Raw genomic sequence first — 20,179 nt, 5'->3', positions numbered from 1 at the left:
GGATAATGAGAGGAGAAGAACAGAGTTCTCCTGACAACACCTATGGAGTAATTAATATGAACACAAATCCTTTAAGGCTTAACCATCTGCTTCTTTCTTCCAATGTGCTGATGGCGCCCCTGGCCGGCTACACCTCCTGGCCCTTTCGAATGCTGTGTCAGGAGCTGGGAGCCGGCCTCTGTTTTACGGAAATGGTCAGCGCCAACGCGCTGAAATATAAAGATAAAGCCACAGAAAAGCTCTTGTACACCACCAGAGAAGAGCGGATCCGGGCCGTACAGCTTCTTGGCTCCGATCCGGCAGTGATGGAACGGGCCGCCTGCAGCGAGGCTCTGTCCGGCTTCGATATCATCGATATCAATATGGGCTGCCCGGTACCGAATATCTTTAAGAGCGGCGAGGGCAGCGCGCTTCTGGCCGATCCCAGACGGGCGGCCGCTATCATCCGCGGCTGTAAAAAAAGCGGAAAGCCAGTAACCGTAAAAACGCGCGTCGGCATCCGACAGGACGAGCTGATTGCCGCGGAATTCACGAAGATGTGTGAGGAAGCCGGCGCTGACATGGTCTCTATCCACGGGAGGAGCCGCAGCATGATGTATGACGGCACTCCGTATTACGATCAGATCGAACAGGCAAAATCCGCCGTATCCATCCCTGTTATCGCCAACGGCGGAATATTTTCCGACAGCGAAGCGCAGCACATGCTGGAGGCCACCGGCGCAGACGGAGTGATGATCGGCCGTTACGCCCTCCAGGACCCGTACATTTTCAGCCGTCTTACCGGCCGCAGTGTTACCGAAGACAAATACAGCCTTTTAATGGGCCAGTTGGAACTGACCTCCCGCCATTATGATGAGACCTACACGCTGACCTATATGAAGAAGCTGGCTTCCTACTGCATGAAGAAGAGGAGCGGAACGAAAAAATACAAGCAGCTTCTCTATCACTGCGGCAATGTGAAAGAAATGAAACAGATATTAAAAGCAATATTCTATGAGGAGGAGGCGGACCGGAGATGAATGGAACAGATACAAATATCCCAAACAGCAGCAGCGCAGGCTCAGAAATGAATAACAATGACGGCCTGGTCATAAAAAACGGAATTCTGGAACAATGTGAGACACGGAACCGTTCCGTTGCCGTCCCCAGTGGCGTTCACACCATTGGAAAAGGGGCGTTTAAGGGCTGTACCTCCCTGGAGCAGATTCTTCTTCCGGATACGGTCACAGTCATCTCTGATGACGCCTTTAAGGGCTGCCGGAAGCTGGCGGAGATCACGCTGCCGGACAGGCTGGACACCATAGGCAATTACGCATTTCACCGCTGCCACAGCCTTACGGCCATCACGATCCCCGCCTCCGTCAAGGCGCTTGGCAACTGCGTCTTTCTTTACTGTGACAGCTTGGAGACCGTAAATATGCCCGGGGTTCAGTCTCTGGGCCTTCAGACATTTTTAAATGATATCAGGCTCCGACGCATCCTGATCTCTCCGGAGCTTGATATTCAACATATCTGTGACTGTTTTACCGGATGCAGCGGTCTTCTGGATATCGCGTTTTCCGACGGGACCTCCTATCACATGGCCAATGCCGTCGCCGCCATGGCACCCGGTTCCGACGCTCCCGAGACTGTCCGCGCCATTGCCGCCGATATCTGCCGGATGATGGAGATACAGGATGGCGTCATCACCCGTTTTCTCACAAATTTAAAACACGTGGAACTGGCCGAGGGAATTACCGCGATCGGGAAAAGCTGCTTCTTTGATAAAAAAGGAATCATTTCCGTAAGGCTTCCCGCCAGTCTCACGGAAATCGGGAGCCGCGCCTTCCGAAACTGTATCAATCTGGAACGGGTGGAATTTGCCAGCGACCGGGTGGCCATCCACAAAGACGCGTTTAAGAACTGCACCACGCTTCATACCATCCGCCTGGCGGACGGAAGTGAATACGAGCTTACCGGCTTAAGCAGCCAGGATGAAACGAGCGCTCCGTTCATAGTCCGGGAAATCCACGCCCAGGTTCTGGGGAATTTCTCCATCAGCGGGACCACGCTGCTTCGGTATCGCGGAAGCGAGGAACGGGTTGTCGTTCCCGATGGAATTACCGTGATCGGCGAGCGGGCCTTTGCAGGCAATGAAGCCATCGACCGGGTCATCCTTCCGGATTCGGTGGAGATGATCGGGGAGGAGGCATTCGCAGACTGTCTCGTCCTGCAGACCATCCAGTTTCCAGAAGGAGTCAGACATATTGGAAAATCCGCCTTTGAAAACTGCGTAAAACTGATTCGGGCCATCCTTCCGGATTCTCTTAAAAGCATCTGTCCATCCGTATTTAACCGGTGCCGTGTATTAAACGAAGTGCGTTTCTCTGACAGGCTCAAAGAGATCGGAGAGCTGGCCTTCTACGGATGTGAGAAATTAAAAGACATTGTGCTGCCGGAGACAGTGACCGTTCTGGGTGACATGGCCTTTTACCGTTGCCTCTCCCTGCGGGATATCGTGCTGCCGCCTTCCCTGAAGGTGATCGGGCGCAACGTATTTACTCATTCCGGGATTCGAAATGCCCAGGTATTCTGCAATCCGGTTTCCTGCGGAACCGACGTATTTTCCCAGTGCGGGAAGATGAGACGGCTCACATTTGAAGACGGGGTACGGTATGTCGGAGATAAATTTGCATTCCAGTGTGAGGAGCTCGCCGCCGTCATAATGCCGGATTCGATTGAAGCCATTGGAAAACACGCATTCGAAGGCAGCCGCTTTCTAAAGGAGCTTCCAGCCGATAAAACGGTCCGTCATATATTGTTGGACGGCAGCGGATTCTCCGGCAGTGTCGTTCTGGGAGATGAGGTTCGGGCCATTGCGGGAGGCGCTTTTTACGGGAACACGGAGCTCACCTCCATCACCCTGCCGAAGGCTCTGTCACAGATTGGACCATATGCGTTTTGCGGCTGTACCGGGCTCACAGAGGTCCTTCTCCCTCCTGGCGTTAAAATCCTCGAGGAAGGCGTTTTCGCCCGCTGCACGGCCTTACAGACGGTTTCAGCAGCACAGCCTGGCGGTCAGCTGACTTCAGTGTTGGCCCGCGCATTTTTAAACTGCCGGGAACTGACAGAGGTTCCTTCTCTGGAACGCTGTACTGTAGTGGAAAACAGTGCGTTTTCCGGATGTGAAAAGTTAAGAAGAATTGAGGGGGTATTTCTTCAGATCGGCGACTCAGCATTTTCCGGTACACCGTTTCTGGAGGAGCAGAAGCGGCTGGGAAACGGTCCGCTTCCCGGAGCCGCCATCGTCTCCGGTATTCTGATTGACGGCTCAGGCTTAAGCGGTGACGTGACCATTCCGGAAGGCGTTGCCGGGATCGCGGACTACGCCTTTGCCGGAAATGACCTCCTCCGGTCGCTCCATTTTCCAGTAAGCTTAAAAAGAATTGGCAGCTCTTCCTTTGCAGGATGCCGGAATTTAAAGTCGGTTCATGTCTCAGCCCCGCTTGAGGAGATGGGCAGTTCCGCCTTCGAAAAATGTATCTCCCTGTCCGCTTTCTCCTGCCGGATTACAGAAATCGGTGCCCGAGCATTTGCCTGGTGTCAAAGCCTGGAATCGGTCACGTTAGAGGAGACGGTTCTCCTGGGAGACGGCGCGTTCTGCGGCTGTTCGGCTTTAAAAATATGCCGTATGGAAAACCTCCGCCGCATGGGGAGAGAAGCCTTCAGCAGCTGCGAGAGTCTGGAGGCGGTTCACTTCCCTCTGGCCGAACAGATCGGAACACGGGCATTTGAGCGCTGTGACGCATTAAAAAGCATGCTGCTTCCCACGTTGTCCGCCTTGTCCAATCACAGCTTTGAGGACTGTGGACATCTGGAGGAAATCCTGCTGCGTGACGGCCAGAACATCGATTTTCCGGCCAGCTATGCATTTTCCGGTTGCACCGCCATACGCAGGGTTATTCTGGAGAACACAGTGTATGAGCTTACGGCATATGAGGCTCTGTTTGACCGGAATCTGCCGGAGGCCGTAAGGCGCATCTATGGAAGTGCCTTGAGCTGTTTTACCATCGATGAGGAGCTCGCATTAACCGAATACCGGAATTGCGGCCGGTTTGTGGCCATACCCGAGGGCGTGAAAACCATCGGGGAAGAGGTGTTTAAGGATCAGACACGGCTTGAGGCAGTCTCAATCCCCGATTCCGTGGAGTATATCGGCCCGCGGGCATTCGACAAGACCCCCTGGCTGGAACAGCAGCGCGCCGTCAGCGGAACAGATCCTGTCACCGTTAAAAATATAATCATTGACGCGGCTGCCTGCTCCGGCGACGTGTTAATCAGCCCTTTCATCAAACGGATTTCGGGGTGGGCCTTTGCTAACTGCATCGATTTAACCGGAATCAGATTTTCTTCCTCCCGAACAGCGGTGGAGATACATGCGTTTCGAAACTGTATCCGGCTGAAACGCATTGTTACGGCCGATGGGAGAGAGTACTGCCTGGAGGGCCTTCATTCTCTGAGGCAGGAGCTTCCGCCCATGGTAAAACAGATCTTCGAGGACTGCTGTAACTGCTTCAAGACAGACGGCACAGGACTGCTGCTGGAATGTACGGGGAATATAAGCCGCTTAATTCTGCCGGAGGGAATCACGGAGATCGGGCGCGGTGCGTTAAAGGACAGCAACCTTCTCACCAGCATCACTCTGCCGGACTCTGTCGCATCAGTGGGAGAGTGCGCATTTGAACAGTGTAAATGGCTGGAAACGGTGAGCGGCACCTCCCGCCTCACCCGTATCGGCCGCATGGCCTTTTCCGGCTGCGTCCGTTTAAAACGGATCGAAGAGCTGCCCATGCTCCAGTCTCTGGGAGAGCGCGCATTTGAAAACTGCACCTCACTGGAGGAAATCATTTTGCCGGAGGGCATTGTGGAGATTCTTCCCGGAACCTTTTACCGGTGCCATGAGCTGAAACGAGTGGTGCTCCCGTCTACACTGAAGAGAATCGGGAAAGAGGCATTCGCATTCTGCTATAACCTGACGGATATCACGCTGCCGGAGGGAATCGAACAGATTGGGGAAAGGGCGTTTGCCTGGTGCCGTAATCATGAGGCAGAAAGGGAGATGCCATGAAATACAGAGATCTCGGAACTACCGGTCTTCGTGTATCGGAGATCGGATTTGGAACCATTCCCATATTAAGCGGCAATGTTCCGGTTCTTCCAGGCTATTACAGCCCTGATACAGAAGGGGCTGTCGCCGTCATGGAGCACGCCTGGAGACTCGGATGCAATTTGTACGATACGGCCATTGTCCCGGAGTACGGGGACGCCGAACTGAAACTGGGAGCATTTGCGAAAAAAATCGGCCGCGATAAGATCGTCATCTCTGATAAAGCCCGGTTCTATACCGGCAATGAGATGTATCAGGCTGTTCTTGAATCGACAAAGAACCTGGGAACCGCACCGGACATCTACTTTTCCCATCAGGTGGATCCGGATCACGAAGACCAGGTCTTTGGCCGGTACGGCGCCGCCGATGCTCTGGCGGAACTGAAGGCCGAGAGGAAAATTCGCTTCACAGGCATTGCCTCCCATTACTACGACATCCTTTTGAGAGCGGCAAAGGATAAACGGATCGATGTGCTGCAGGGAAGCGGCAACATTCTGGAACGCGGCATGCTGGACTGCATCGAAAGAGAGCCGCTTTTCAGGCAAAAGGGATTTCTGGTTAATAAGGTTTACGCCGCCGGGATTCTGCCTTCCTTTTTCCCTGTAAAGACGCTGATTGAAGGGGTTCTTACATATCCGGTTTCCTGTGCCCTGATCGGACTCGGGACAGTGGAAGAGGTAAACGCAGCCGCAGCCGGGGATACGGTCCCGGAACGCCCCGATTTTCAAAGGGTGCTCACCGTCCTGGGGAAGCGTTACGAGCCGATTTCCTGCGACAGGTGCCAGCGGTGTACCTGCCCGCATGGAACGGAAATTCATACGGTTTTCCGGCAGTATCACTACTTTTTTCTGGGAAAGGATTACTGGGCCCTCAGAAAGCTCGATCTGGGAATAGAAGAGAGCGCGGCAGCCTGCAGAAGCTGCACCAGTCTGTCCTGCATGAAGCAGTGTCCCCACAAGCTTCGAATTCCGGAGATTATGCAGCAGATCGAGAGGCTGACAAAAATACATATCAGAAACTCCGTGATTTAGTGAAAGAAAACAGATTGAACTATGTGAAAAAAGTACCTGATGCAGCAGACCGGTTACACGTTTTCTGCACATCAGGTACTTTTATTCATTGGTAGTCTTATCTTATCTCGTCAGATACTGCTTATATTTCTCCCTGTCGCCCTCCCGGCAGCTGACTGTCAGGCAGACTCCATTTTCCTGAAACTCCCGGCTGTGAACTATGGCGCGGCTGTTCAAGTAGTAGACCACATTACCGTTCTCATAAGGGATCAGGAACTGGGCCTCCTGATAATCAGAAAAGAGAATCTTCTCCATCATACGCAGCAGCTCCGGGATTCCGATGCCGTATTTCGCCGACATATAGATCCGGTTATCCGAAATTTTAGGGAGCGTTTCCTCCTCCATAACGGAATCGGCCTTGTTCATAATATAGATCCTTGGAATATCACCGGCCCCCAGTTCTTTCAGCGTTTCCTCCGTTACCTCTATCTGTTCTTTGTAATGCTCATCCGAAAAATCCACTACATGAAGCAGAAGATCCGCATAACGTATCTCATCCAGCGTGGAGCGGAACGCCTTGACCAGGCTGTGGGGAAGACGGCTGATAAAGCCTACTGTATCGGAGAGCAGGAAATCCTGGCTGCCGCTCAGGGATATCTTTCGAACGGTGGTGTCCAGCGTAGCAAACAGCATATCCTTCGCCATAACCATCTTTTCCTCTTTTCCGCTGGACAGTTCCACCAGTTTGTTCAGCAGTGTGGATTTGCCTGCGTTGGTATATCCGACCAGCGCGGCCTGCGGATACGTTCCCTGGGTCCGTTTTCTTCTCTGGACTTCGCGTTCCTGCTCCATCCGTTCCAGTTCGCGCCTCAGTTCACTGATCCGCCCCTCTATTTTTCGCCGGTCCAGCTCAATCTGCTTTTCACCGGATCCCTTGTTGCTCAAGGAACCGCTGGCTCCGCCCTGGCGCCCCAGAGAGTCTCTGAGTCCCATAAGTCTCGGCAGCATATACTGAAGTCTGGCCGATTCCACCTGCATTTTAGCCTCTTTGGTCCGGGCTCTCCGTGAAAATATCTCCAGAATCAGGTAGGTCCGGTCCCACACCGGCACATCGATCTCCCTCTGCAGATTTTTAAGCTGGGAGGGAGATAAGGTATCGTTGAAAATGACATAGTCCACGTAAAGCGTCTCCACGGCTTCCCTAATCTCGCCAACCTTTCCCGAGCCAATATAGTAAGCGGCGTTAATACAGGAGAGATTTTGATCGACTCTGGCCACCGGATCCATATCGCAGGCCTTCACCAGATTGTGCAGTTCTTTCATGGATACTTCAAAATCATTGTTTTCATTTAAATGTACCCCAGCCAGCAGAGCGCGGGGTCTTATGGTTTCATTCTGTTGTTTCATATATTGTTCAGCCTCCTTGCTGCCGTACCCATTTCTCACTGTCCTGGGAAGGGAAGGAGAGGGGCGCGGCGCAGCTTCAGGCGGCAATTTTATTTCCGCGGGCAGCGAGCCGTATCGATTTGGCTCTGCGCAGTACGCGGCTGTAACCGCCTGATTATAAACGTGTTATCATCCTGTTATTCACACATTTGAATCGTAACCGAATATAAAAGCATATCATTCCTGACATCATCGCGTACCTCCTAATCGTGATATTGGTAATTTCAGGTACAAAAAAAGAGATTGTATCCATGCCGGATCGGCAGACTAAGACACAAAAAAACTGTTCCGGTTATAAACATATATAAATAAACCATGCAAAATAAGCGTACCTGCGAATGGATACGGTACCGTGCCGCCATGGAATTTATACATGATCTCTTATAACGAACAGTCTTTACTATCTTAATCTAATAAACAATCTCTCAGACCTCTGATTTCTATAATTTTCTTTCTGTTGTTCCTGAAATTACCTAGTTTGATCATAATGGCTTCGCATCATTCTGTCAAGTGTTTTTTGGTTCTTTCCAAAGTTAGTTATGACTGATTTATGATAATGTCCTTATATACCACACGTAGGAGACTTGCTATGAGGCTAGTATTGTTAATCTATCCGAGGCATTGTCTTTTAAATGAAGGACATCTCAGTCCTCACGAAGCCGTACTTTATTCCGCGCACTGCGCCGGCGTTCATCTTCAAGAGCCGCGTAATGCTTTTTCGTCGTATTGACGTCGGCGTGTCCCAGCACATCTGCGACCAGATAGATGTCGTTTGTCTCTTTATACAGATTGGTTCCATAGGTGCTGCGCAGCTTATGCGGCGTAATTTTCTTTAAAGGGGTCACGATCCGTGCGTATTTTTTCACCAGATTTTCCACACTGCGCACGGCGAGTCTCTTTCTCTGGAGAGAGAGGAACAGGGCTGATTCGTGGCCTTCCTCGGCAATGATCATTTTCCGTTCTTCCAGATAATCGTTAAGGGCGTCTTCAACCTCAGAGCCGAAATAAACGGTTACTTCCTTTCCGCCTTTTCTGTGAATGCGGATTCCGCCATTTTTAAAGTCTATATCATCAATATCCAGGCCAACGCACTCCGACACACGAATACCAGTCCCCAGCATCAGCGTCAGCAGAGCCAGGTCGCGCAGCTTCGTCTTATCGTGATAGCTTTTCTGCTTCTCCGTGAGCGCATCCCCATTTTCCACCTCGTCCAGCAGAAGAGCGACTTCGTCCACGTCGAGACGAATAATCTCTTTTTCGTGAAGCTTGGGAAGCTGTACCAGAGCCGCAGGATTGTTTACAAGGCGTTCATTCCGGTAATAATAATTATAGAAGCTCTTCAGTGAAGAAATTTTTCGCATGATTCCGCGTTCTTTATTAGTGACTTCCTGATTTTTATCGTTAAAACGGTATTTCAAATACTCCATATATTCTTCCATGTCCACAAGCTTTAAATTGTCGAGATGGGCCAGACTGATGTCTTTCATATCCATTTTCGCAATCACAGGGTTTTCCTTTAAAAGGAAATCGAAGAATACTTTTAAATCATATGCATAGGCAATTCTGGTCCTGGAGGAGGTGCGCGGCTCGATTCCACGAAAGAAATCGGCGCAGAAGGGCGGAAGTTCCCGGATCAGTTCCCTTAAATGTTTTACATTCTCAATATCTCTCTGCTGATGGTAGGAGAGTGTACTCATGATTAATGCCTCCTGATTCGATCATGATTCCCTCATGATTTATTCATAATTTTTTATAACTTCCGTTGTGGATTTGCTGAGAATTTCCGGCCAGCCTTCAATATTTCCATCGACAATCGCATGGAAAAGACGATCTTTTACACCCGGATTTTCCCGTTCCAGCGTTTTCGTTAAATTTTTAACATATTCCCGTTTTGTATGGCCGTCCACAGGACACGGATTTTTACATACCGGTAAATCGTATTTGTTCTTAAAGCCAATTACATCGGCTTCCTTAACGTAAATCATCGGGCGAATCACAGTTAATCCGGTACGGTCCAAATACGTACTGGGAGAAAATGCGTAAAACCGGCCTTCATAAATTAATGACAATAACATGGTTTCGATCAGGTCCTCACGATGATGCGCATAAGCAATTTTATTGCAGCCCAGTTTTATGGCCGCTTCATTTAAAGCGCCTTTGCGAAGCTTTGCACAGAGCGCGCACGGATTGGATTCCTCGCGTGTGTCGAACAATATTTTTCCGATTTCCGTAGAAACTATCGTATAAGGAACTGAAAATCGCTCACAGAGTTCTTTGACAGGAGATAAGTCAAATTCTCCAAAGCCCAAATCTACTGTAATAGCGGATAATTCAAATTGCTTCGGATAAAATTGTTTTAATCCCTGTAAGGCATATAATAAAGTGAGGCTGTCTTTACCACCGGATATACCGACAGCGATATGGTCGCCGTCCTCAATCAGATGGTAGTAGTCGATAGCCTGGCGGGTGAGACTGTATAGCCGTTGAAGTTTCATGTAAAATGGCTCCTTTATGTAATTGATGTAAAATGGCGCTTTTTAGCGCTAACTATTCGTTAAAGAAGTGTTTCGCGCATAGTTGGAAATCGCTCTCTTTATCGTACCATGGTTTGGATTGGTTTTCAACTATGCGTGAAAATAATTTTTCACTATCTATAACTCTTTTTTAATCACTGCCGCCATCACCACTTCTGCTGGCTATTACTAAATACGCCCGAGGGGCCCCGGTATGTTTATCAGAAAAAATATTCTATGGGTATAATGAATATTAGGGAAATTATGATAAAAGCGGTTAATGCAAAATTAGAGAGGCAACAAGTTGTTTCTTACGATCCTGTATCTACTTAAACGGTGACGGCATGATACTGCTGATCACCTCCGCCATCTCCTTCGGGCTCTCTTCCATTCCATCGTTTATCCAGTGAATCGTGATATTCCAGAACCCGCCTGCCTGATAGATAAGCTCCTGCTTTGATTTGCCCCTATACACGGGATTACTGAGAAACAGATCATTGATCGCAGGCAAATACTCATCAAATTTCTGCAGCACCAGAAAAAGAAGATTGTTCCGCTTCAGCAGCATGAAAAAATGGGCGTACTGCCGGCATAGCGAAAAGTACGCTTCTGTCACGGAATAAGCTGAAAGCTGCGGCAAATCCTGAAGCATTTGAATATAGAGATCACACAGTTCCTGAAGCTGTAGGTATAACACCTCTTCTTTGGAACGGAAATTTCGGTAAAAGGTCTTCCGGTCCAGATCCGCACGGGCCGTCAGCTCTTTGATCGTAATCTCCTCATAATCTTTCTCTTCCATTAATTTCAGCAGTGCTTCTAATATCCACTGTTTCGACTGAACCGTAAGGGGATTCTCTTTTTTCATGTTCATAGGCGTCTCCTGCCACATTTTATGTCATATGGGGAACATGTCTCCTCCTCATTGACTATAGTCTTATTATAATATAAAATCATAAATGCCACAAGTGGGACATTTAAACAGTAAGGAGAAAAACAGAATGGACAGCTATCAAAATGACCGGACCTGGTTAAAGGTTCAGGAATATCTGCCGCCCCATAATCGATTGGAGAAAGCGGAACTGCCCGAAGAATATTATTTAACCATAGACACTATGGAGATCCATATTGATCACTATAAAGTAGCTTCCCCCAAAGGAAGAGTCATACTCTTTCATGGAGTCGGCGGAAACGGGCGCATGCTCTCTGCTCTTGCGCTGCCTTTCATGAGAAATGGATTCGAAGTGATCTGTCCGGATCTGCCATTATATGGGTATACCCATTGTTCAAAGAACGTAACCTGGCAGACATGGGTTTCCGTCGGAACCGAAATTGTAAATCACTATCAAAGTACGAAACAACTCCCCACATTTTTATTCGGACTCAGCGCCGGCGGCATGCTGGCCTATCAAACAGCCACGGAATGCCCTCAGCTTAATGGTCTGATGGCCTCCTGTATTCTCGATCAGAGAAACAAGGAAGTCACGAAACATTCTGCAAAAAATCCCTATGTGGGAATGGCCGCCAAGCCCGCTCTGGCGCTGTTGCAAACAGTTGCAGGCCATATCAGAATTCCAATGAAATGGATTGGCAATATGAAAGCGATTGTCAACAATAAAGAGCTTGCCGCGGTTCTGATAAAAGACAAAAAATCTTCCGGAGCCAGGGTTTCTCTGGCCTTCATCCACACCATGCTGAATCCGGTCATAAAAACAGAACCCGAAGATTTTAAATCCTGTCCCTTTCTTCTGGTTCATCCCGCCGAAGATCATTGGACTGATTTAAAGTATAGTCTTCTCTTCTATCAACGTCTGGCATGCGAAAAGCAAACGGTCATACTGGAAGGCGCCGGGCATTTTCCCATAGAAGAGCCGGGACTGATGCAACTGGAGCAGGCATGCGTTACGTTTTTAGAGAGCCATCTATAGCCATCGGTCCAGGGTCTGATAAAACTGCGGGGATTCCTGCTTTCAGAATTGCTTTGCCCGGTAATTTCTGCCCTGTCCGCTAAAAAGTTCAGCAGGTACTTAACATCGTTCTGAAAAAGGCAGTTCCCGCCCTCATCCCAACCCCAATATCTCCAGCAGCTCCCTGTGAGGCCGGTCAGCATCCGCCTGGAAGATATTAATATGGTTCTGGTCGCCGCTCCTGTCTGTAAATGCGGGGAACAGAAAACCGCATTCCGGTTTTCCCGGCTCATACTCCCCGGTCATCGGGCAGATGGCGCAGATCATATATTCAAACACTTCCTCCGACTCCCACTGCCGTTCTCCGTCCGACCCCTTTGCCGGAATATCGTACCGGTCATGAAAGACCAGAATCGCGTATGCCGCATTTTTATGGTATTTTTCCATAACCAGGTCGTAAAAGGTATCCATCAGGGCATCGTTCTTTAAGCCGCACTCATTCATGGCCATAAGCAGCTGCCACATACTTCCCGGCTTTCGCATGCTCTGGGGAAACTCGTACTTCTTCAGATTAACATTTGTCGCCGAAAAAGGGATTTCCTTTGCCAGCTTCAGTTTTTTCGTCCTCTCCGGCGCGGATATTTTCAGGAAATTCGTATTGAAACTCCCCTCAAAATCTCCGTCCCTGTCCACATAACAGCCCGCGATCCTCGTGAAGGATGTTCTTGCAAGGGTCATACGCCTTGTCAGTTCCAGCATATCTTCTCTGTTTATCATGATCTGTCTATTACCTTTCCAATGTCTTTCTGCCGTCTTTCTTCATCTGCATATTTATAAAAACTGTCCGCTTGAAAGCTTTCCTCAAAGCCCTGCATCGTCCTGCCTTATGCCTTTACCGTAAACAACGGCTCCATTCTTGCCACCAGGCCGGCCATCTCGTGGTTCTCATGGACCTTCACCACCTTATCAATATCCTTATAAGCGTAGGGAGCTTCAGATCGTATGGACTCCTCCCATTTCTTCAGGATATCGCTCCGCCCCTTCAAATCACTCCTGTTTGGATCGATGGGCGTTATAACGTGAAATTTCTTCATAAACTCCTGGAATTTCTCATCGCTGCCATGGATCGCTTCCCCTCTGGACAGCCTACGGCCCGCCCCATGGCTTGCACTCCACAGTGCGTCCGGATTCCCAATGCCTCTGAGGAGATAGCTGGAGCTTCCCATGGAACCTGGAATCATCACCGGTTCCCCGTAATAAGCGAATGGGGTTCCCTCCATCTCTTCCATGCCTCTGGCCGAACAGGCGCCCTTTCTGTGAATGTAATACTTCCGGCCTTCCGCCTCTCTCTCCCAGATAAAATTATGGGGCGAGTCGTACAGAAGCTTCATCCCAAAGGCGCGCACCGTATTTTCAACGGCGTTCTGAAGCATCAGCCCCAGAAACAGCCGGTTGGCAAAACCAAAATTTGCGGCATTGCGGGTGGTATCGCAGAAACGGCGCCATTCCCTGTCCATTCCGCCTCTTTCCGGCAGAAGGTAGATTCCATTATCCGGATGGGGGATGCCCCTCGGATACAGTCCTTTCGTTATCATCTGGTTGATCCTGCCGCTCTGATGGCCGATCGTCAGAGAACCGGTATGTATCATAATAAGGACCGCGCCCTTCCTGATTCCCCAGGCGTTGGCGGTCTGCCCGTCATAGATCTCGGCCACGCGCTGCATTTCCACGAAATGATTTCCGCCTCCTATGGAGCCGATCTGATCGTCGTAGGACAGGAAATGGGGATCTCCGGTAAAATCTCCCAGCCCTTCCGTATCGCCGGCCTTCAGGCTTCCGTGAAATGCGGTATACTCCAGTTCCTTTTCCTGTTCTTCCCGGTTGTAAAACCTCCAGATTCCTTTTCCTGCCGCCTTTCCGGAGGTCTCAAGCAGGCCAGTGAGGCCATCTTTCAGCATGGCTTCCCTCTGAATTCCATTCATGGCAATGCCGCGGCCGCCTTCAAAGAAGATCCGGCGAACCTCCGGCAGCAGGGAGGACAGCCTGCGCTCCAGTTCTTCCTCCTTCAAATCCGTGGTATACAGCCGCATCCCGCAGTTAATGTCATTGCCCATGGCCTGGGGAATCACAAATCCCTCCGTCATCAGTACCGTGCCGATGGGAATGCCTGCGCCCTTGTGAAAATCCGGCGTCACGGCGGCCTTTCTCACAGCACTGTCCGGATTCTCAAAAAAGCTTCCCACCGCCTTCATGCGCTCCACGGTACATTCCATCTGCATCATACTTCTCAGTTCATCCATGGCTTTTTTATCCGGTTTCGTTCCTTCCGGAAGGAAGAGAGACACGCCGCAGGACTGGCTGCCAAATTCTATTTTAAGCTCCATACAATTCGCTTTCTAAACCTGTATTGTTCATGTGGTAAAAGGCACCGGCCATTGCTGACCGATGCCCTGTTAAGTATTCCGTTTCTTTGTTTCTTCTAGCCCAGAAGAGTATCCTTCTTTTCAAGAATAGCCTCCACAGCCGCACAGGCCGGACAATCACAATACTTTGCTCCGGCTGCTTTGATCTCTCTTGCATGAGCCGCCACAGCCTTCGCCTTGTCCGCTCCGAAGACCTGAGCACCGTGCTCGGATTCTGCAAAACCGATCAGGCCGTCAATCGGCATAATATCCGCTTCCAGTTCCTCCACATACCTCCTGGTTTCTTTCGCTTCCCGGTCAGTTCCAACTGCATCGAGCCAGGCCTGGGCCGCTGCCTTTGCCTCGCCGCTGCATGACGGTGCACCCATTAAATCGTTTGTCTTCTCAACAACATAATCCAATACGTTTTTATCCATTATTGACGCCTCTCTTTCTTACAGAATTTTTCTATATTTTACCATAGTCATTCCATCTTTGCAATGTCACTGCTGCATTTCACTGATTTTTTGAATGGCCTGTTCCCTGGAAAGATACTGCTCCCACGCATACCCGTCCCTGGCTTTCGAGGTGTCATAGACTGCGTTTAATGCCCTGCTGTATTCTTCATGGGACATCAGCTTGCCGTTCCATTCATACTGGTAGATCGGATCCCCGTTTTCGTCGAATTCAAGCTTTGAATTGTCCTTCGCCCCATAGTAACCGCTGGCAACCAGCGATAACTGACCGTCTGTCATGGTGTATACCAGGTCATAGTAGTTATCCATATTTCCCTCAGAATTGCAGAGAAGGTTTCCCTTCTCAATATAGCTGAAATACAGCCGGTTCAACTGGTTATCAACGACAGAACCGCCGGCGCAGGCGGCGATCATACAGCCCACCGCCTCACTGTTTCCGATCTTTACAAGCTCTGGTATGTCGTCATCATTGAGATAGATCAGCTGATATCCAACCCACTCTTCTATGTCTTGGGCCTGAAGATAATCGATGTACGCCTGCTTCCATCCGGCAGGCGCTTCATTCTTCTTTCCTGCTCCCAGAAATCCCAGTACGGATTGAACCGTCTTCTCCGCAAGCGCAGAATCGGCTGTTTCCGACAGTCCCTTTTCCAGGGTAAATGCGCCGCTTTCACTTCCGCTGTAGATTCTCACCTCGGAACGGCCGGCCTCTGTCCCAGACATCGGTAAATAGCTGCATATGATTATAATATCGTTGAAACCATCGCTGTTATAGTCGGGGAAAGACACCGCCTCCACCTTTTGAAACCGTTCCTTTTCACGGTTATTATCCTTATATACGCCGTCTAAAACCGCGATAGTCCGATCACCGTCCTTCAGTTCGAACCGTGCATCTGCGGTGGAATTCTCCCCTGCCTCCGGTTCATAGGAGACAAATGTCACCTTTCCCAAAGGGTTCAAGTTCGCCTCAAACGTCTGGTCCCTGATGATCCTGTATCCATTCTCTCCGGCGCCGGAAGAATCCGCTCCCTGGGTTCCTGCTGCCTGCTGCTCTTTACTCCCGTTCTCGATCTTAATCTCAGGTTCTCCGCCGCTTCCGCCGCCGTTTTCGCCCTCTGACGCTTCCGCTGTGATTCCCGATTCTGTTAAGTCCTGTACCTTTTCCTTCTGTCCGCAGGCAGTCAGCACGCCGTAAAGAGCGATACAGGCCACTGCTGCCCTCCATCTGTCAGTCCTTTTTTTCATGTGTTTTCCTCTCCGGTATGTTCTTTTCAAACCATCTGTTCTTTCTCTTTAAATTCCCGCTCAAAACATTCCGCCGCATGCCTTAGAAGCTCTGCTGCATGGGAGCCGTCCGCCGGATAAGACACTGTGCAGTATTCCGGATTCACAAATTCCTTTTTACCACTCATGCTCCGCTTCCAGAACAGCTGCAGAACAAACTCCTCGATCATCTCCTCAGCGGCCCCGCTCTCCCTGTCTTCAAACAGAGCGATCGCAATAACCTCTTCGCTCAGCCTTGCGGCCAGCGTTCCGGCAGGGAAATTCTCCCCGATGCTTCCGCGGATCCGGCCAAGATAGGCAAGCACTTCCTCCCTGCTGGCCGCCCCGGACAGCCTCCGGAAATTGGACAGCCGGACATAGAGCACGCAGAGGCTGGTCTGCGGCTTTCTCCCAATTCGGCGGTCAACAAAATCGCAGAAGCCTTCGACAGTGAATAGACCGCTGTCCGGCTCCGTATGGCCAGCTTTGTAAAGCTCCCGTTTCTGCTCCGTGATCCGCCACGCAAGCATAGCCAGCGCTATGACGAGAAGTGCAGCCGCACCGCAGCAGACATTGAGGGCCGCACGCTGTTTTACAGAAAACCAGCCATTCTCCGGTATGATGCTGAGCGTCCATACGGCCGGAAGACTGAACGTAAATTTCACTGCATCGGAAAAATCAATCGACGAGTCAGATACGGCGATTACGTTCTTATTCTCCCCCATGGAATTGACTCTCCACAGCTCGTAATCATAGCCTGCCTCCTCCAGAAAGCCGAGTCCCATCTGTGAGATCACGTAGTCCCGGTCGAGAGCCACCGCGATTTCTCCCTTATACTCATTCTCCTCAATCATGGGATAAAGAAAAAGAAATACGTCCTTTTGATTAACTCCCAGCTGCTCCGGTCCCTCGATCACGCCGTCTTTTATCACTTTTGCCAGAGTATAGCTGTAGGAAAACTCCCGAAGCTCTTTTCCCACGACTTCCCCGTATTCCTCCTTCGGATATACCGCCGTCACCGTATCCCCTTCAAAGTAAACAATCGCCTCAATGGCGGAATATTCCGCCAGCAGCCTCAGCGATACCTGCTCAAAAAGCTTTAGATCCTTGTCAAGATAAGGATCGGTATAAGACAGCTGCTTTGCATAATTGAGCCTTTCAAAGTTTACCGACAGATTTTCATAGAAGAAGCTGAGCGCCGTCTGCGCCTCATTCTGCCGTTTCTGAACGGAGGCAGATTGAATCTCACTCCGTACCAGCACGGCAGTACCGATCACAAACACAATCAGGATACCGAATGGAATCCACTTTCTTTTGTCTTTGAAAAACATAGTATTATTCTCCATTCAGGAAAAGGGAGTACGTTCCTTTTCCATGGCGTTTCACATCGTACAGGGCCTTGTCCGCCTTTGAAATCAGGGTCTTTAACGTATCCTTCCGATTCCAGACACACGCCCCCATGCTGCAGTGGACAGGGATCTCCGTTCCGTTTACGGTAATGGTAAAATGCAGCCGTTCGACAAGCTCGCCCAAAACATCATTCAGCTCTTTCACGCTGTCGATATCCTTAAGGATCAGAATAAATTCATCACCTCCGTACCTGCCTACAACGCCCTCATATTTCTTTTCATATCCGCGCAGGATAAAGCCGATCTTCTTCAGTGCGGAATCTCCGGCCTGATGGCCGTACGTATCGTTCAGCAGCTTCAAATCGTCCAGATCTACAAAGCAGAGAGACAGCTTGCCGGAAGCGTTTCCATCCCGCAGCAGCTTTTCCAGCTGATTCAGGAAAAATGTCCTGGTTGCAAGGCCTGTGAGTTCATCCCGCAGCCCCTTGCTGGACATCTGGAGAATATCCTCATAATCAACACTCTCCGGAGCGATTGCATTGCTGTACAGCTTTTTCTCCATCTTATGTATCGAGGTCAGAAGATTTTCCATGATCGCCATCTGACCAAATATATGTTTTTTAACGAACAGATACAGAATCAGCGTAATGAGTATATGAAACAGCGCAGCCAGCAGAAGGAATGGCAGCTCTGCAGAAAACAGCGACAGGAAATCGACTGTCACCAGAATATCCCAGTTCGTATTCTCGATCGGCCCGAACACGGTATATCGGGAATTCCCCGCCTTCAGACTCCTGAAAGAGCCGGAATTCCTCGCCAGCAGAAGCGTCTCCAGCTTGTCCGTCGTGAGTCCCATCAGTTTATACTCATGAAGAATCTCCGTGTAGGACGCGCCAAACGCCAGGCCTCCGGTGGACGACATGATCTGGCCCTTGGAACCGATCAGGACGGCCTCCGTCCCGTTGGCCGCCGCGGACTGCTTTAACAGATTGACGGCATCATCAAAATAGATGGAACAGAACAGACTGCCGGTCATGACGTCATCCTGAATCAGAGGCACCGCGACCGTGTAATTCAAAGTCCGGCCGTCCGCTCCTGCCACGAAGCCATCCGTCACCTGAATCTCCCTGGTCGAATAAAGCGTCTGCATATATTCACGGCTGGCCAGACTCGCGGCTTCCTCTCCCAGAGTATAGACCTCAATGTCCTCATCCACATAGCAGATGAACATATACCCGAAATATTGATTGATCTCATCAAGCTTCGCTGTCTTCGACTCCCACGGAACGTCCGGATCATAAAATTCCGGCAGCGCCGCCAGTGAAATCAGCAGCTTTATGGACTCCCCTACCTTCTGCGATATCTGTGCAGAAGCGCTTTGATATGCGGCCTCCGCGGATTGCCTCATTTTTCGGACCGTAAGACATGCGCCGCTGAACATGACCGCCAGGACACATACGATGCAGAAAATGAGAAAGCGTCTGCGGATCGGCGCGAAGGGAAAGAGCTCAGCATCCTGACTGTTCTTTCGTATGACATCTCTCTTCATGCAGCTATCTCCTAATAATAATCGTAAGTAAATTGACACATGTCCAGTATAGCACAGAAACCATGGTATGACACTATTTTAATTTCATTGTGCATATTTCCTATATCTCATTGTGCATATTTAACTGCCTGCAGGCAGGCCCGCCTTTTTCAGCGCGTTAAAACTCTCGTTACTGACCGCGTGCTCCAGCCTGGCGGCATCCGCATGCGCCTGTTCCGGGGAAACGCCGGCGGCAATCAGCTTTTCCTCGAAGAAGCAATGTCTTTCAAACACCCGTTCGGCCTCCGATCTGCCTCTGTCCGTAAGCTCGATGATTCCGTTCCCAGCCTTTATGATGTAGCCCTGCGTCTGCAGCTGTTTCACAGCCGCGCAGACACTGGGCTTTGACAGCTCCATATAATTTGCAATATCAATCGACCGTACCTCCCCGTTCGCCTTCTTCAGGATATAAATAATCTTCAAATAATTTTCACGTGACATCGTCAGTGCCATAGGAACATCTGCCTCCTGTTCAATATTGGTATGGAAAGTAAAATGGTAACTACAAAATAAACTGTCAGCCGCGAAAGAACCGATCGCGCCTCTGTCTTCGGTCAAAGTCAGCCCCCTCTGCGTCTTCCTGGTACTCAGAGGAAAATTCCTGACTCCGGCGGCAGCGCCGTCTCCGTTCGCCGCCTTCACCGCAGCGTTCCTCCAGATCGTCAATCATGCGGTCTAAATACTCCCTGAATGTACTCTGTTCTTCCTCGGAAAGGCAGCCAAATATATCGTCGGGATCAGACTGGCTGTTCCCGCTCTCCTCTGCGCCGGCCCCCTTTTCCGTCAAGCGAACGATTATGACGCGTTTATCATTGAGTGACGGCGTCCGCGTGATATAGCCCTTCTTCTCCAGCTTGGACAGCAGTTCTCCGATGGACTGAGGCCTCATTCCCAGAATCTCTGACAGCTCCTTCTGGGGAATCTCCGGTTTCATCTTCAACACCTTAAGCACCCTTCCCTGCCCGCGGTAGGGAACGCCGCGATCTCTTAAATTCCGGTGAAAATACCGGTTGAGCAGCCACTGCATCCGCATTAACCGCTCCATCAGTTCGTGCGCATTCTGTTTCATCGTCTTTCTCCTC

The 20,179-nt window shown here is 50.2% G+C and carries 16 protein-coding genes; 4 read left to right on the top strand and 12 right to left on the bottom strand.

The features are described from left to right. Positions 1-56: 56 nt before the first annotated feature. The 3 genes from DFR60_RS12935 to DFR60_RS12925 are packed head-to-tail and all read left to right on the top strand — an operon-like array spanning position 57 to position 6,177. A complete protein-coding gene (locus tag DFR60_RS12935) occupies positions 57-1,019 on the top strand; it encodes a tRNA dihydrouridine synthase (protein WP_110323263.1) in 963 nt (320 codons plus the stop codon). After that, positions 1,016-5,107 carry a leucine-rich repeat domain-containing protein gene (locus DFR60_RS12930; protein ID WP_110323262.1) on the top strand — a complete coding sequence of 1,364 codons (4,092 nt, stop codon included), beginning with the start codon at positions 1,016-1,018 and terminating at the stop codon, positions 5,105-5,107. The genes DFR60_RS12935 and DFR60_RS12930 overlap by 4 nt, the downstream gene beginning before the upstream one ends. Continuing rightward, positions 5,104-6,177 carry an aldo/keto reductase gene (locus tag DFR60_RS12925; protein ID WP_110323261.1) on the top strand — a complete coding sequence of 358 codons (1,074 nt, stop codon included), beginning with the start codon at positions 5,104-5,106 and terminating at the stop codon, positions 6,175-6,177. The genes DFR60_RS12930 and DFR60_RS12925 overlap by 4 nt, the downstream gene beginning before the upstream one ends. A 102-nt stretch (positions 6,178-6,279) precedes the next feature. Here DFR60_RS12925 and hflX read toward each other — a convergent pair whose 3' ends face one another. The 4 genes from hflX to DFR60_RS12905 form a co-directional block, all read right to left on the bottom strand. Beyond that, a complete protein-coding gene (hflX, locus tag DFR60_RS12920) occupies positions 6,280-7,563 on the bottom strand; it encodes a GTPase HflX (protein ID WP_110323260.1) in 1,284 nt (427 codons plus the stop codon). Between the two features lie 683 nt (positions 7,564-8,246). After that, a complete protein-coding gene (locus tag DFR60_RS12915) occupies positions 8,247-9,299 on the bottom strand; it encodes a tyrosine-type recombinase/integrase (protein ID WP_110323259.1) in 1,053 nt (350 codons plus the stop codon). Positions 9,300-9,338: 39 nt separating this feature from the next. Further along, positions 9,339-10,097, bottom strand: a complete 759-nt coding sequence (locus tag DFR60_RS12910) for a tRNA lysidine(34) synthetase (protein WP_110323258.1) — start codon at positions 10,095-10,097, stop codon at positions 9,339-9,341. 343 nt (positions 10,098-10,440) lie between these two features. Further along, entirely contained in the window at positions 10,441-10,986 is a 546-nt protein-coding gene (locus DFR60_RS12905) for a TetR/AcrR family transcriptional regulator (protein WP_110323257.1), read from the bottom strand. 127 nt (positions 10,987-11,113) lie between these two features. Between DFR60_RS12905 and DFR60_RS12900 the strand changes: the two genes are divergently transcribed. Further along, the gene (locus DFR60_RS12900) at positions 11,114-12,040 is read left to right on the top strand and encodes an alpha/beta hydrolase (protein WP_110323256.1); all 927 of its coding nucleotides are present in this window, start codon (positions 11,114-11,116) and stop codon (positions 12,038-12,040) included. Positions 12,041-12,172: 132 nt separating this feature from the next. On the opposite strand, the gene DFR60_RS12895 is transcribed toward DFR60_RS12900, so the two are convergent. The 8 genes from DFR60_RS12895 to DFR60_RS12860 all read right to left on the bottom strand — a co-directional run bounded on the left by DFR60_RS12895 (position 12,173) and on the right by DFR60_RS12860 (position 20,166). After that, positions 12,173-12,796 carry a DUF4317 family protein gene (locus DFR60_RS12895; RefSeq protein ID WP_110323255.1) on the bottom strand — a complete coding sequence of 208 codons (624 nt, stop codon included), beginning with the start codon at positions 12,794-12,796 and terminating at the stop codon, positions 12,173-12,175. A gap of 107 nt (positions 12,797-12,903) precedes the next feature. Further along, the gene (locus DFR60_RS12890; protein WP_110323254.1) at positions 12,904-14,403 is read right to left on the bottom strand and encodes an RtcB family protein; all 1,500 of its coding nucleotides are present in this window, start codon (positions 14,401-14,403) and stop codon (positions 12,904-12,906) included. Between the two features lie 95 nt (positions 14,404-14,498). Next, positions 14,499-14,858, bottom strand: coding sequence for a molecular chaperone Hsp90 (locus DFR60_RS12885; protein ID WP_110323253.1), 360 nt, complete (start codon positions 14,856-14,858; stop codon positions 14,499-14,501). A gap of 66 nt (positions 14,859-14,924) precedes the next feature. After that, entirely contained in the window at positions 14,925-16,142 is a 1,218-nt protein-coding gene (locus DFR60_RS12880; protein WP_110323252.1) for a hypothetical protein, read from the bottom strand. Between the two features lie 26 nt (positions 16,143-16,168). After that, positions 16,169-17,491, bottom strand: a complete 1,323-nt coding sequence (locus tag DFR60_RS12875) for a nucleotidyl cyclase domain-containing protein (protein WP_110323251.1) — start codon at positions 17,489-17,491, stop codon at positions 16,169-16,171. Positions 17,492-17,495: 4 nt separating this feature from the next. Continuing rightward, positions 17,496-19,058 (bottom strand): sensor domain-containing diguanylate cyclase, encoded by a 1,563-nt coding sequence (locus tag DFR60_RS12870; protein ID WP_110323250.1) that lies wholly within the window; start codon positions 19,056-19,058, stop codon positions 17,496-17,498. A 120-nt stretch (positions 19,059-19,178) separates the two neighbouring features. Next, positions 19,179-19,550 carry a metal-dependent transcriptional regulator gene (locus DFR60_RS12865; protein ID WP_110323249.1) on the bottom strand — a complete coding sequence of 124 codons (372 nt, stop codon included), beginning with the start codon at positions 19,548-19,550 and terminating at the stop codon, positions 19,179-19,181. A gap of 64 nt (positions 19,551-19,614) precedes the next feature. Beyond that, complete coding sequence (locus DFR60_RS12860) at positions 19,615-20,166, bottom strand: MarR family winged helix-turn-helix transcriptional regulator (protein ID WP_110323248.1); 552 nt, start codon at positions 20,164-20,166, stop codon at positions 19,615-19,617. Between the last annotated feature and the right edge of the window lie 13 nt (positions 20,167-20,179).

It is taken from the genome of Hungatella effluvii (genome assembly GCF_003201875.1).
GTDB classification, from domain to species: domain Bacteria; phylum Bacillota; class Clostridia; order Lachnospirales; family Lachnospiraceae; genus Hungatella; species Hungatella effluvii.
Note: the sequence above shows the minus strand (reverse complement) of the source record. Positions and strands in the feature narration are given on the sequence as shown.

Coding starts and splice junctions, on each gene's coding strand:
- DFR60_RS12935 (WP_110323263.1), top strand. CDS start 57: ATGAACACAAATCCTTTAAGGCTTAACCATCTGCTTCTTTCTTCCAAT.
- DFR60_RS12930 (WP_110323262.1), top strand. CDS start 1,016: ATGAATGGAACAGATACAAATATCCCAAACAGCAGCAGCGCAGGCTCA.
- DFR60_RS12925 (WP_110323261.1), top strand. CDS start 5,104: ATGAAATACAGAGATCTCGGAACTACCGGTCTTCGTGTATCGGAGATC.
- hflX (WP_110323260.1), bottom strand. CDS start 7,563: ATGAAACAACAGAATGAAACCATAAGACCCCGCGCTCTGCTGGCTGGG.
- DFR60_RS12915 (WP_110323259.1), bottom strand. CDS start 9,299: ATGAGTACACTCTCCTACCATCAGCAGAGAGATATTGAGAATGTAAAA.
- DFR60_RS12910 (WP_110323258.1), bottom strand. CDS start 10,097: ATGAAACTTCAACGGCTATACAGTCTCACCCGCCAGGCTATCGACTAC.
- DFR60_RS12905 (WP_110323257.1), bottom strand. CDS start 10,986: ATGAACATGAAAAAAGAGAATCCCCTTACGGTTCAGTCGAAACAGTGG.
- DFR60_RS12900 (WP_110323256.1), top strand. CDS start 11,114: ATGGACAGCTATCAAAATGACCGGACCTGGTTAAAGGTTCAGGAATAT.
- DFR60_RS12895 (WP_110323255.1), bottom strand. CDS start 12,796: ATGATAAACAGAGAAGATATGCTGGAACTGACAAGGCGTATGACCCTT.
- DFR60_RS12890 (WP_110323254.1), bottom strand. CDS start 14,403: ATGGAGCTTAAAATAGAATTTGGCAGCCAGTCCTGCGGCGTGTCTCTC.
- DFR60_RS12885 (WP_110323253.1), bottom strand. CDS start 14,858: ATGGATAAAAACGTATTGGATTATGTTGTTGAGAAGACAAACGATTTA.
- DFR60_RS12880 (WP_110323252.1), bottom strand. CDS start 16,142: ATGAAAAAAAGGACTGACAGATGGAGGGCAGCAGTGGCCTGTATCGCT.
- DFR60_RS12875 (WP_110323251.1), bottom strand. CDS start 17,491: ATGTTTTTCAAAGACAAAAGAAAGTGGATTCCATTCGGTATCCTGATT.
- DFR60_RS12870 (WP_110323250.1), bottom strand. CDS start 19,058: ATGAAGAGAGATGTCATACGAAAGAACAGTCAGGATGCTGAGCTCTTT.
- DFR60_RS12865 (WP_110323249.1), bottom strand. CDS start 19,550: ATGGCACTGACGATGTCACGTGAAAATTATTTGAAGATTATTTATATC.
- DFR60_RS12860 (WP_110323248.1), bottom strand. CDS start 20,166: ATGAAACAGAATGCGCACGAACTGATGGAGCGGTTAATGCGGATGCAG.